Origin of the sequence: Duganella sp. 3397 (assembly GCF_031456625.1) — a bacterium.
Classification (GTDB): Bacteria; Pseudomonadota; Gammaproteobacteria; order Burkholderiales; family Burkholderiaceae_D; genus Rugamonas; species Rugamonas phyllosphaerae.
The window spans coordinates 741,439-755,093 of record NZ_JAVDVB010000002.1 but is presented as its reverse complement, the minus strand read 5'-3'; the positions used below and the strand labels follow the sequence as shown (position 1 = coordinate 755,093).

Sequence of the window (13,655 nt, the reverse complement as noted above, 5' to 3'; positions counted from 1 at the left end):
TGCTGGCGGCGAGGACCAGGGGTACGTCTCGCTATGGGCGGTCATGTAGACCGTAGCGAGTTAACTGCGCCGTGAAGACGGGATTGGCGGAGCTGCTCTACCAGAATTTGGAGCTGCTCGACGAAATTTCGGCTGAGTGGCTCTACAGCTTTGCCGCAACCATTGTTAAGGTCAGCAACACCGGCTACGTCATCGATTTCGAAGCCATCACTTCTACCACGCCGTGATGCTAGTCAGTGGCGAGAACGGCCCGCTTTACGATTTGCAGCCGACCGCCCACGGCAACTTCTGAAAATGATAACGAAGGACACGCATCGTCAGTTCGCTCTAAAAAGTTGCATATATATATGTATATTTTCACAAAATATAGATGAAAACTTTGATATTCCAAAAAAATGATCATGAGACTTTTTTATTTATTCTGGGTAAGCGTTTTGACTTCCTCAGTTTTAACTGGTTTGGCGTATGCGGATGAAAAAGATCCATTTCAACCCTCTAAACGACCTTCATTGGAACAAATGAAAGCGTCGAGCATGTTTTCCTACAAGCCAGAGCCATCAGCTTTGCAGGAGTGCTTAGGTCGTGTCATATGGAATTCAGAAAAATCTATCGAATGGCCAGTATATTACGGTAAGGATCAGCTTGATTCATTCAACCATTTTTTTAGTAAAAAAGTATTTTCTCGTGGTGACGCAATACGCTTCGGAAATATCGATATCTCAGTTAAAGGAGTTAAGAAAGGAACTAAAGAGGAAATTATTGAGTTTTTGCCGAATAATCAAATGAGGTCTTTCAAAGAAAGGCTGGATGAAGCAGAGCTGGAGGAAAAAGCGGCCTTTAAAAATAGGAATGGTGATGTGAGGCAACGCCAAACATACCACTTAGCAACTTCGCGGGTTGCCAGGTTCAAGAAAAGTATCGAAGAACTTTCTAGTAAATACAGTTCATATGACTCTGGGATTGCAGACAGTTACGGGTATGGATCTGTCGAAGAAGAACGGGCAGGAAATGGAAAAAAGTACTCGATTCTGAAGACATATTTATTCATTGGCGATTATATGTATAATTTCGAATCCAGAGAGACAATCAAACCAGATATGTCCGAAGAAAAACACCGTGAAAAATTTTCTGCTCTCCTGAAAAGTTTTCGTCCACGCCGCATGAATGAGATTCCTACAGAGCTCGGAGTTTGCATTCCTTTTGGATTCCTCCCTGATGATGGAAGAACCATAACTGATATTAAACAATCTTTTCGATGGAAAGTTGCTCCGGGAGTTTTGTACACAATTCACACCGGAAATGTCCAAGCACGCCAGTTAAAGTCGACTGTTCTCAATGCTGTGGCAAGTTCCCAGGTGGGCAGATTCGGAACTGACGAGGAAGCGGAGGTCAAGAAGCATGTTGATCAGCGGATCGGTCCAAGGCAAGTAAAAATTGGCGGATTAACTGGGGAACAAGGTGGGGTTACTTTGAAGGTAACTGCCCCGGGCGCAAAGCCTTATGAGGCTTATTCTGTATACAGTGGCTATGCAGGATGGCTCGGGACAGATGTACTGCCTTTTATCATTGTAGATATGCAATCCTTTACTATCGATCAAGCGCCAGAACTCAAAGAAAATCCCCCTCCGTTCAAGCAGAGCAAGCAACGGCTTGATGACATTTTGAAGTACATGCGCATAAGGCAGACCAATCCACTTATGCCGGAACTGGCCGGTCAAAGATAATTTGTTAACCATGCTGCGTATTTTAGTTATGCGGTTCTCGGCTAGCTTGCGAGTGATAACCTTTGCACTGTTTGAAATTCCTTACCGCGTTAAGACTCCGTCAATTTAATAGTTGCGATCACTATAGTGATTGGTCGGATTTTTTGAGCAAATTCCACCTGACAGGGGACGGTTACACCAATTATTGATGATTCAATGCGGCATACTTTTTTAACCTTACCCGTGTTGACACTTCAGACAATATGAAGGAAGGGAATCAGGGATGGGCACACAGATTAGTGGAGATCCGACAAAGCGTACTACGGTAGATATTGCAAGTAACGACGCACCGTCCATCGGAAGTCAGGGAAACGTATAATGAATTATTCTTTTCGAAGAAATTTAAAAATTGCAATCGTCAGCGTCTTTTCTTCTACGACTTCGATTTCGGTGCAAGCGGCTTGCAATAGCGCCAAAAACTGGTTTGAGGCACCGGGGGCTGACACGAAAGTATTCGTCGGATATAAACAGGAGCAAAAGCCAGGGTTCGGTGCTGTCGGAATTGGGAGGGCGGCGGTTGACTATCCTTATCCCTCGCCTCTACCTGAAAAAATGCTCGGTACTGAGGGTTCTGGAATCCTGTCGAAGGATGAAACTTCCGACGTGTCGTATTACGAACCTGACGGAAAAGGAAATTGGAGGGTATGCCGGGTGGAGCAATGGTGGTCTGCGGGGATGGGGCAAAAGACAGTACGTGAGGCACTCAAACCCATCACTGCGCGTTATGTAGAAAACAACCCATTGTTGAAGAAACTTGGGAAAGACAATATCGTTCTATTCGCAACTCTGTATTTTTACGACAGCAAAGGGCGCATCATTCGCTTGGAGGAAGGAGACTTTCAAAAACCAAATGGGAAATCCTCCATCAAAATTTGCCGAGAGTATGACAAAGACGACAATCTGACCCTGCTTCTGGATCCAAAAAACTCGCAAAGCTGCAAGGCCAGTCCGCCGGATCTTCGCGACGAGTGGCTTCGCTACCGCTACGGAAGGTACGACGGCAAATTAGTCCCACTACTCGATGAGTGGAATCGGGGTAGTCCGTCCGGAAAGTGGGGGAAGGATTTTGCGCTTTTCCGAACCAGTGCTGCTCCAGATGCTGTGTTCGGTGCGGCTAAGGCCCAAATAGGGAAGGGTGTAACAGTGATTTACGGCACAAACGCCGGAAAGCTTGATCAAAATGCAGCCAATACCGTTCTTGATTCCTTCGGTAAAGCGGGTGCGGCTGCCTATTGGTTCATTAAGTCGCCGGTTACCTTGGAGGTTTTAGAGAAGCCGGACTTGATCTACCGATATGAGCGACGTCGTCAGACCTACGTTGGCGGGCCAGGCGTTAAGTTACTAGAATTGTTTAAGCCAAATGAGCACCGCTCGCTACATCGTTACTACCTGGTTGAAAAATTTGTGGTGCGTCACGAGCAGTTCGATTCCGGTGGCCGCGTAAAGCGCGTGGTCACTATCAACGACTGGCGTCAGCCACGACCGGGCGTCAAACCCGACATCGATGATAGATTGCTTACTGATAAGGGTCTTAGCATCTATAGCCATCAGATTTACCATAGGGTCTACGATTTCGATGCGCAGGGAAAACCGACTCTGGTTGCAGTAAGCTGGGACCGGGCACTTCGCAACCCGCTGAAGAAAACCAGTGTATTGTCAGCCGATGTGGTCTACGGCTCCCCAGCGGGGAAGGAGATCTGGAAAAACAAGGAAGAGTTTTTCAAGCAGTTCGATTTCAGTCCGGAGGCGGAGCAGGTGTTTCCGGATGTGGCGAATGGCGAAAACCCGCAGCAGATCTAATATTTGAAGTGATCGGGAGCGTATGTTCCATCAACATGGCATACCCCTATTGAATTATGCGCATCAGGCAGATCAATCCGCCGATGCCGGACTTAACTGGAATTAGATAAGTTATGAAGCTTCCAATTCGACCCTTGATCACTAGAGGATGAGCAAGTCAACGCAATCTTTATCGAGCCGCGCTGGTGTGCTGACATGTCTGCGCTCCTGGCCTCGCTTCTCTGATCGGATAAAGAGATTATCCTATTCGATATGCATTTTTACCTTATCAGCTTGTACACAAGCTGCTAGCGACGAGCAGAACAATCCAGCGGAGCCCTCACAGCGACCTTCATTAGAGAAGATGAAGGAATCTAGCATGTTTTCCTATGAACCAGACTCTTCAATTCTTCAAGAGTGTCTAGGACGTATCGTATGGACTTCGGAAAAATCTGTCGATTGGCCGGTGTATTATGATATCGATCAGCTTGAGTCGTTTAACCACGTTTTTAGCGAAAATGTATTTTCTCGTGGCGACGTCACCCGATTCGGGAATGTCGATGTCTCAGTCAAGGTGATTAAGCCCGGGATGAGGGATGAAATTATAAAGTTTTTGCCTTCTAATAAAATTTTATATTTTAAAAATCGCTTAAAAGAAGCTGAGCAGGAAGAAAAAGAAACATTTAAAAACAAGGACGGAGATATAAGGCAGCGACAGGCCTATCATTTGGCAACGTCGGATATCAAAAGCCTCAAGAAAGATATTGAGGAAACCTCGAGAAAATATAAGTCTTTTGAATCTGGTATAAAAGACAGTTATGGTTATGAGTGGACAGAAGAAGAAGCGTCTGGAAACGGTGATCGGTACTCTGTATTAAGGGAATATCTGTTTATGGGTAAATATATATATATATTTGAATCGAAGGAGAGGATAGCACCAAAAATGTCTGTGGAAAATCACCGTTCAAAATTTTCAGCGCTGCTGAAAAGCTTTCGCCCGCGCAGGATGAATGAAATACCAACTGAGCTTGGAGTTTGTATCCCGTTCGGCTTCATCCCCGATGACGGCAGAACGATAACCGATATTAAACAATCTCTTCGGTGGAAAGATGCCCCTGGAGTACTGTATACCATCAATACCGGAAATGTGCAGCCGAGGGGGTTTAAGTCTACCGTTCTTAATGCCATTGCGAGTTCGCAAGTGGGCAGATTCGGAACCGATGAGGAAGCAGAGGTTAAAAAACATGTCGATCAGCGGATTGGGCCTAGGCAAGTAAAAATTGGCGGATTAACTGGAGAACAGGGCGGCGTTGCTTTGAAGATAACTTCCCCCGGTACCAAGCCGTATGAGGCTTATTCTGTCTACAGTGGCTATGCTGGATGGCTCGGAACAGACGTATTGCCTTTCATTATTGTGGATATGCGATCCTTTACTATCGATCAAGCGCCAGAGCTAAAAGAAAATCCACCTCCGTTCAAGCAAAGCAAGCAACGGCTTGATGATATGTTGAAGTACATGCGCGTAAGGCAGACCAATCCGCCGATGCCGGAGCTGGCCGGGGAAAAATAGTTGGCGCCGGGTGCTACGCATTGCCGAAATTGGAAGCGAACGAAGCGCACCGTCACCGACGCGCGGCGTTCGTCTTTGCGAGCACAATATCTATGCGACCGCTTCACGCTCACCTGGGTTCTGCTTTGTGCTGGCGGCGAGGGCCAGCGGTACGTCTCGCTGTGGGCGGTCATGTAGACCGTAGCGAGTTAACTGCGCCGTGAAGACGGGATTGCCGGAGCTGCTCTACCAGAATTTGGAGCTGCTCGACAAAATTTGGGCTAAGTGGCTCGACAGCTTTGCCGCAACCATTGTTAAGGTCAGCGACACCGGCTACGTTATCGACTTCGAAGCCATCACTTCTACCGCCGTGGTGCTAGCTAGTGGCGAGAACGGCCCGCTTTACGATTTGCAGCCGACTGCCCACGGCAACTTCTGAAAATGATAACGAAGGACACTCATCCTTAGTTCTCTCGAAAAGGTTGCGTAAATACCTATATTTTTACAAAATATAGATGAAAACTTTGATATTCCAAAAAATGATCATGAGACTTTTTTATTTATTATGGGTAAGTGTTTTGACTTCCTCAGTTTTGACTGGTTTGGCGTATGCGGATCAAAAAGATCCATCTCAACCCTCTAAACGACCTTCGTTAGACCAAATGAAAGCGTCGAGCATGTTTTCCTATAAGCCAGAGCCGTCAGATCTGCAAGAGTGCTTAGGGCGTATCATATGGACTTCAGATAAATCTATCGAATGGCCGGTAAATTACGATATTAATCAGCTTGATTCATTCGATAATTTTTTTAGTGAAAATGTATTTTCTCGAGGTGACGCAATTAGATTTGGGAATACAAATGTCTCTGTTAAAAAAATTAAAGAAGGAGCTAGAGAAGAAATTGTCGGTTTTCTTCCAGATAATCGGATTAAATCTTTCAAGAAAAGGTTAGAGCAAGCAGAGCAGCAAGAAAGAGCAGCCTTCAAAAATAAGGATGGTGACGTGAGGCAGCGGCAAAGATATGATTTGGCAACCTCGCGGATTGAAAGTTTTAAAAAAAGTATCGAAGAAATTACTGGTAAATACAGTCCGTATGATTCTGGTATCGTAGAAAGTTATGGATATGGATTCACCGAAGACTCATCTTCGAGAAATGGTGATCGGTATTCCATACTAACGACTTATTTATTCATTGGTGAATACCTATATAATTTCGAATCCAGAGAGACAATCAAACCAAATATGTCCGTGGAAAAACACCGTAAAAAATTTTCTGCGCTTCTGAAAAGCTTTCGTCCGCGCCGCATGAATGAGATTCCTACAGGGCTCGGAGTTTGCATTCCTTTTGGATTCTTTCCCGATGATGGAAGAACCATAACTGATATTAAACAATCTTTTCGATGGAAAGATGTTCCCGGAGTTTTGTACACAATTCACACTGGAAATGTCCAAGCACGCCAGTTAAAGTCGACTATTCTCAATGCTGTGGCAAGTTCCCAGGTGGGCAGATTTGGAACTGACGAGGAAGCGGAGGTCAAAAGGCATGTTGATCAGCGGATCGGCCCAAGGCAAGTAAAAATTGGCGGATTAACTGGCGAACAAGGTGGTGTTGCTCTGAAGATAACTGCCCCGGGCACAAAGCCATATGAGGCGTACTCTGTGTACAGTGGCTATGCAGGATGGCTCGGGACAGACGTACTGCCTTTTATCATTGTAGATATGCAATCCTTCACTATCGATCAAGCGCCAGAACTAAAAGAAAATCCACCTCCGTTCAAGCAAAGCATGCAACGACTGGAAAACGTTTTGAAAAATATGCGCATTCGAACTACCATTCCATTAATGCCAGAATTATCGGGAAATAAATAAGCAGGTAAACAATAAGTCAGGGATCTGCTTGCTGGGCATATAGACCTTGCGCGGACAGCATCTTTTGATTTCTCAAATCAGTTGAAATAAAATTAAGCTAAATTATCATATTGAAAAAGGAAAGGCCATGTTCCTCGGTCGGTTTATCTGCACGGTCTTTGCCGTGGTAGTTATGAACGTTGCCAGCGCAGAGAGTAATGCGACTCCGTGAAAACTGCCTTCGGTGATGCAATTGCGTTCATCATCGATGCCGTCATACAAGCCGGGCGCCGAAGTGACTGAAGAGTGCTTGGGGCGGCTAGTTTGGTCTAGCGATAAAGATTTGACGTGGTCGGTTTATCGAGACCGTAAGGCCGAGTTTACGCATTCCTTCAGTAAAAATGTTTTTCTCGCGGGGATGAAATCAGGGTTGGTAATACTCAAATCGCAGTGCATGAGATAGAGCCAGCGGTCAAGCAAGCTATTTTGGATTCCTTACCGCAAAATATTCTGGTGTACCTAAAAAATAAGCTCGCTCTTGCTGATGCGGAGCTTAAAAAACAGGAAAAGCGTCGGAGCATTGGATTTAAAGAGTAGGAAGCTTATGAAGATATATTAATGACTGTCGAGAACACGAAAAAGACAATACGTGAAATTGTGGATAAATATAAACCGTTTTCGGCAGGTTTGCCGAATAGTTATGGCTATCAAGCCGAGGAGGAAGAGGCTTCTGGTAACGGTGATCGCTATTCGATCTATCGGGCTTATCTCTTTCGATCTGATTATGTTTATACGTTCGAGTCAAAAGAGGTCGTTACTGAAAAAAATTCTGCCGAACTCAATCGTAACCGATTTTTAGCGCAACTCGCTAAATTCCGCACTCGACGTTTGAATGAGATTCCAGCAGAGCCGGGCGTTTGCATTCCATTTGGGTTTTTACCTGACGACGGTAGGACTATTACCGATATTAAGCAATCAGTGCGCTGGGCCGATGCCCCTGGTGTCTTGTATACAATTCATACTCGTAATGTCCAGCGAGGGCAAATGAAATCCACTGTCGTTACTTCGTTGGCAAGTTCGCAAGTAGGTAGATTTGGAACTGACGAGGAAGCGGAGATCAAGAAACATATCGATCAGCGCATCGGTCCAAGGCAAGCAAAAATTGGTGGCGTAACCGGCGAACAGGGTGGTGTTGCGTTAAAAATAAGAAAAGCCCTGGGTAAACCGTACGAAGCATATTCTGTCTTCACCGGTTACGCAGGATGGCTCGGGACAGATGTACTTCCTTTCATATTAGTCGATATGCAATCGTTCACTATGGATCAGGCGCCAGAGTTGAATGTGAATCCGCCGCCATTCAAGCAGAGCATGGAGCGACTTGATGGAATGCTGAGGTACATGCGCATCAGGTCGACTAATCCACCGATGCCAGAATTGGCGGCTGGGAAATAATTCGACGTGCGGTGGTTAAAATACTAAAGTGGTTAGTCGTCAGAGTGCAGCGTGGATTTAATCATTATGCGCGATCAGCAACGCTACAGTGAAGGCTCAAACATGAACATAGCTTACTTGGCGCTCGCCGCATTTATACCGTTGTTTTGCAATGCGGAATCTCAGAAAAGTGGTGTGAGCGAATGCGTTGGGAATTTAAACATCACCTTTCCTGGTGAGTTAGAAATTGCGGCTAATTCTGCGGATATGTTGATTCAAGAACACGAAATTGGGTCTATTCAGCCGAAATTTGAATTTTCGGATGGCGAAGGAGCTGGTTGGAGTTCAATCGCCTACAATGGGCAACTTCTCATCAGTCATTTTTTAAACACTGAGCAACAGAAAAAACTACTCAGTTTGCAGGATTGAGCAAGTTAAATGTCAAAAAAAATGCTGCTAAAAAGAGAGAAAATAAGAAAGCCATATTGTTTGAAGAATTGAGTCTCTCTCCTGCCGAGGGGGTGGCCTTTCGTATTGGTAATGGTTTCTCTGCTTCAATTTTTTCTGGCGGTCATATGCTGTGGGCAGACTCCACGATTGATGAGGATGAGATCGCAAAATATAAAGAGGAAGTTTTGGAATACCCGAAAAATATTTCGTTTCGTGAACTGGGCACGGTACCAAATTCTACAGGATTGTGTTTTCCATATTTTTTCTTAAAAACCGAACCTAATGGCGACACTCACCGAAGGTACATTGCTGTCACGTATCGTTTGAAAAAGCATCCTGATGTGACCGTGTGGATAGAGGATTCGTATGTCAAAAATAATGACGATAAGGCAGACTCTTTGCGTAATGTAATCAACGAATTTTGGTCGCAGTATCAAAGTACCTCAACAGTCGACAAGGTAGAAAGCCAATGGAAATTCCCAAGCGGAAGAAAAGTCGCAATTGGAAAAAATGAGGGGTTGGCGTCGTTTTCCGAATAACGCGTAAAAGCGGAGTGATAGATTATGGGTATATGGCAACAGTACGCGGAGATGTCAGGAAAGTAAAAAATTCTTCTGATGTGAAAGTATATGTTCTAAGAAAAGCCGAAAATTCCACCCGTGAAGGGATCGCCCCAGTGACCGCTGAGGAATTCATAAAATTATCACAGGAAATTGTGTCGTCCATTAATATCAGATGGGATAACTGATCCTTTACGTGATCCTGGTGTTCAGCCGTGCAGTAACACCAATGCCATGCCATAGCACGTGCGTCTGAGAGCGGCGCAATTGGTGGCGTTCGAGCCCCCATGCTGAATGTCACGATACTGCCGGCCAGTATTTTTATTTCAACAATGGACAGACTCATCGTTACGCGCTGCTGAAGATGGAAGCGAATCAGTCCCGCTGCCACCTGCGGGACGGCCGCTCGAATGTGAGCACGCGAGCTCAACCATTCGTGCTCCACATAAAGTTATCTCATACTACACTTTCTGCCATGGAACCGACCAAGGCGACGACATGGCGAAACTGGCTGTAGAGGAGGTGAGGACTGCACTGGCGCAATTTGCCAGTGATACGCGGCTGTATGCATTGCAGTTGGATGGCGCTGCCACGCCGTTGCTGGTCGAAGCCTTCATAGCGCACGAAGAGCTGCAGTCAGTTGGCCACCGTGATCTGATCCTGCTCTCGACCGACGCCTACCTCGACCTGGCCAAGCTGCTGGGCCAGCAGGCCGTGCTCGAAGCGAGCCTGGCCAACGGCACCCGTACCCGCTTTAGCGGCCTCGTCACCGAAGCGGCCATGCTGGGCAGCTTCGGCGGCCTGACGCGCTATCGGCTTCGCTTGCAGCCATGGCTGTGGCGCCTGGGACAGGTGCGCAACAGCCGGGTCTGGCAGGATAAAACCGTGATCGAGATCGTCGAATCGGTATTCCAGGCCCATGCGCCGCTGGCGCAGTGGCGCTGGAGCGACGAGACCGCATCGATCATGGCCGGCGCCGGCGCGCGCAGCTATTGTTGCCAATACCGCGAATCCGATCTCGATTTCATTACCCGCCTGCTGACCGAAGAAGGCCTGGCGTGGCGCTTTGAGGAAATCGACGGTGGCCAGAGCATGGTGCTGTTTGCCAATAGCAGCAACGCCACCGCCACGCCGGCGGACGCCAGCAGCGAGTCGGGCGGCGGCATCCGCTTCCATGGCGCACGCGTGGGCGAGTCGGCCGACACCATCCAGGCGCTGCGCGCGCACCGCAGTCTGCGGGCCGGCCTCAGTACCGTGCTCAGTTACGACTACAAATCCAAGAAGGCAGTCGCTGCCAGCGTGCCCACCCAGGGCGCGGTTGGCGGCGCCCGCGCGCCGCGCATCGAGAGTTACGACACGCCCGGCCAGTATTTTTACGCCAACGGCGAACAGGCCCAGCGCTACGCGCTGTTGCAAATGGAGGCGAACGAAGCGCGCCGCCACCTGTGGGATGGCCGCTCGACCGTGCGTACCCTGCGCGCGGGAACACGCTTCACGCTCACCCAGGGACCGCTCGGCGCCGGTGGCGAAGACCAGCAGTACGTGGTGTTGCGGGTGGTCAGCGTGGGTGTGAACAACCTGCCCACGCCGGCCAAACAAGGCCTGGCCGAACTGTTCGGCCCGATCCCGGAACTGCTCGACGAAACCATGCCCGAGCAGCCCGACAGCTTTGCCGCCGTCATCGCCCAGGCAAGCGACAGCGGCTATGCCAACCACTTCGAGGCCATCGCTGCCGCTACACCGTGGCGCCCGGTCATCGGCGAAAACGGCCTGCGCCACCACCCGAAACCAACCGCTCACGGCAGCCAGAGCGCAATCGTGGTTGGCGCCGGGGGCGGCAATGGTGCGGCCGGCGCCGATGAAATCTACTGCGACAACCTGGGCCGCGTGCGCATCGCGTTCCACTGGCAGCAGGACGCCAACGCCACCTGCTGGGTGCGCGTGGCGCAGCGTTCGGCCGGCGGCGGCATGGGCACCCAGTTCCTTCCGCGCATCGGCCAGGAAGTGCTGGTGCAGTTCCTGGAAAACGATATCGACCGGCCCATCATCGTCGGCGCGCTCTACAACGGCCAGGGTGAGGGCGGCCAGCTGCCCACGCCGGGCGGCAAGAGTGAGCGCGACAGCGACACCGCCGTATTCCAGTCGGCGCACGATCATGGTATTTCGGGGCAGGGCAACCTGGCCGGCGGCAACAGCCCGCTGTGGCACGGCGCCGCTGCCGACAACGCCGGCCATCGCAATAGCGCCGCCCAGTGGGGCATCCGTAGCAAGGAGTTTGGCGGCGCCGGCTATAACCAGCTGCTGTTCGACGACACCGATAACCAGGGGCGCATCCACCTCAAGAGCAGCCACGCAGCGAGCGAGCTGACGCTGGGCCACCTGATCCACGCCGCCGACAACTACCGCGGCAGCCTGCGCGGCACCGGCGCCGAGCTGCGCACCGACGGTTACGGCGCCGTGCGGGCAGGCGCCGGTTTGCTGGTATCGAGCTACAAGATCATCCACAGCCCGGACACCCGCGATCCGGCCGGCGACAACAGCGCCGGCATGGCGCTGCTCAAGCAGGCAGCGACGCTCGCGCAAACCTTCAGCGACGCCGCCAGGACGCACGAGACGGTGGCACTGGCCAGCCACCTGGGGGCGGCCCAAGCCGACAGCAGCGTGCTCGACGACAAGGCTGCGCCCATCAAGGCTCTGCAAACCGCCACGTCCGGCATGCTCAACCAAAACAGCGTGGACGCCGCGAAGGCCGAGGCGCCGCAGAAACCGGTCACGCCAGCCGACGACAAGCTGCCGCATACCACCGATGCGATTATCGCGATTGCGGCCAAGGCGGGATTGGGCGTGTTGTCGGGCGAAAACCTGCAGCTGGCCAATGGCGAAACGATTACCCTGATGAGCGGGCAGGACACCCAGTTCGCCACCGGCGGGCAGATGCGGGTGCACAGCGGTCAGGCGATCGGCCTGCTGGGCGGGGCGATGAAGGCGGGCGACGCCAATGTCGGCTTGCAGATGATTGCGGCCAAGGACGCCATCGAACTCCAGGCACAATCAGATGTGCTCAACCTTCAGGCCCGCGAGGAAGTCACTATCACCAGCGCTAACGCGCATATCGACTGGGGCGCCGCAAAAAGCATTAGTTTATCGACGGCGGGTGGGGCGAATATTACGATTGCAGCGGGGAATATTACCGTCCAATGCCCTGGCAAGATCACCATTCATGCGGCAAAGAAAAGCTTCACCGGCCCCGAGCGCACCAGTTATCCTTTGCCAGTGATGCCTCGCAGTATATGCAAAGAGTGCCTGTTAAAAGCGGCCAAGAGCGGTTCACCTTTTGCTGCCAAGGGGGAGTGATGTCGAACGAAAACGAGATCACTGCACATGGCTTGGCGCTACTGAGCCTGATTAACCATGCGGATCTTAATGACCGTGGTGCGATGCTCTATAGCTTGATTGACGGTGCCAAGTTCCCAAGCCTCGGGCGACTAACGCTACCAAATGATGACTCGGTGACGCTGCACTCGTTATTGGGCGAGTCTGCCCAAGTGGACGCGATTTATGCCGGTCCGGTATTGTTGAGACACGCACGAGGTCAGCATTGTCCAGTGCTTACCAAGCTGCTCAAACAGGCTAATAGTGCGCACTTCTTGTCTTTAATTGTTTCCGATGAACCGTTCCCCATCCTGTTCGAGCGCCTGAGATGGCTGACGGATGTCGTACACGACGACGGAACTGAGTGGGTTATGCGTTACTACGATCCGTTGGTCCTGCCGCACTGGCTCGGCGTATTGGATAGGGCGCAACGCGCCGCGGCTCTTGGCGGATCCCGCGCGTGGGTGTACATCGATATGCATGGACGCCCTCACAGCTTCGGCAGCGAAAAAATCGGGGACGCAGTAGCAATTCCAAGCGATCCTATGCTACTGAGCCAGCAGCAATGTGACGAGTTGATGAGTAAAACCTTGCCATATATGGTGATGCACCAATTGGAAAGTGACGATCAGCACCTGCTCTCCACGCTATCTCCGCGAGATCGCTACGCGTTTTTCTCGCAGCAGCTATGCAAGGCCAGTGCTTACGGATTATCGTCGCCGGCCGATCTTAAGTGTTACTGCATGCTGTCGCTTATGATTGGAGCGCACTTCGATGCGAGTCCTGTTGCTGCTGAAGCACTGCGGCAAGCTAGCCCTGATGACTCGTTCAGCGAACGGATCCTGTCGTGGACACCGGAGCAATGGGCCTCACTGGAAGAATCCGATTCGATTTTATAGAATAT

General features: G+C 50.2%; 11 protein-coding genes. All 11 read left to right on the top strand.

Translation table 11 applies throughout. The annotated features are described in order from the left end of the window. Nucleotides 1–83 precede the first annotated feature (83 nt). Nucleotides 84–227, top strand: coding sequence for a hypothetical protein (locus J2X54_RS07820; protein WP_310179625.1), 144 nt, complete (start codon nucleotides 84–86; stop codon nucleotides 225–227). 174 nt (nucleotides 228–401) lie between these two features. Next, the gene (locus J2X54_RS07815; protein WP_310179623.1) at nucleotides 402–1,724 is read left to right on the top strand and encodes a T6SS immunity protein Tli4 family protein; all 1,323 of its coding nucleotides are present in this window, start codon (nucleotides 402–404) and stop codon (nucleotides 1,722–1,724) included. Between the two features lie 357 nt (nucleotides 1,725–2,081). Then, on the top strand, nucleotides 2,082–3,563 hold the full coding sequence (locus J2X54_RS07810) for a hypothetical protein (protein WP_310179621.1): 1,482 nt from the start codon (nucleotides 2,082–2,084) through the stop codon (nucleotides 3,561–3,563). 358 nt (nucleotides 3,564–3,921) lie between these two features. Then, complete coding sequence (locus J2X54_RS07805; protein WP_310179620.1) at nucleotides 3,922–5,112, top strand: T6SS immunity protein Tli4 family protein; 1,191 nt, start codon at nucleotides 3,922–3,924, stop codon at nucleotides 5,110–5,112. Between the two features lie 211 nt (nucleotides 5,113–5,323). Next, complete coding sequence (locus J2X54_RS07800; RefSeq protein WP_310179619.1) at nucleotides 5,324–5,530, top strand: hypothetical protein; 207 nt, start codon at nucleotides 5,324–5,326, stop codon at nucleotides 5,528–5,530. Between the two features lie 76 nt (nucleotides 5,531–5,606). Continuing rightward, entirely contained in the window at nucleotides 5,607–6,959 is a 1,353-nt protein-coding gene (locus J2X54_RS07795) for a T6SS immunity protein Tli4 family protein (RefSeq protein WP_310179618.1), read from the top strand. A gap of 597 nt (nucleotides 6,960–7,556) precedes the next feature. Further along, on the top strand, nucleotides 7,557–8,390 hold the full coding sequence (locus J2X54_RS07790; RefSeq protein WP_310179617.1) for a T6SS immunity protein Tli4 family protein: 834 nt from the start codon (nucleotides 7,557–7,559) through the stop codon (nucleotides 8,388–8,390). A gap of 51 nt (nucleotides 8,391–8,441) precedes the next feature. Then, on the top strand, nucleotides 8,442–8,798 hold the full coding sequence (locus tag J2X54_RS07785) for a hypothetical protein (protein ID WP_310179616.1): 357 nt from the start codon (nucleotides 8,442–8,444) through the stop codon (nucleotides 8,796–8,798). Then, entirely contained in the window at nucleotides 8,795–9,358 is a 564-nt protein-coding gene (locus tag J2X54_RS07780) for a T6SS immunity protein Tli4 family protein (RefSeq protein WP_310179615.1), read from the top strand. Before J2X54_RS07785 ends, J2X54_RS07780 begins: the two co-directional genes overlap by 4 nt. Nucleotides 9,359–9,877: 519 nt before the next feature. After that, on the top strand, nucleotides 9,878–12,733 hold the full coding sequence (locus J2X54_RS07775; RefSeq protein WP_310179614.1) for a type VI secretion system Vgr family protein: 2,856 nt from the start codon (nucleotides 9,878–9,880) through the stop codon (nucleotides 12,731–12,733). Beyond that, complete coding sequence (locus J2X54_RS07770) at nucleotides 12,733–13,650, top strand: DUF4123 domain-containing protein (protein ID WP_310179613.1); 918 nt, start codon at nucleotides 12,733–12,735, stop codon at nucleotides 13,648–13,650. Before J2X54_RS07775 ends, J2X54_RS07770 begins: the two co-directional genes overlap by 1 nt. Nucleotides 13,651–13,655: the final 5 nt, after the last annotated feature.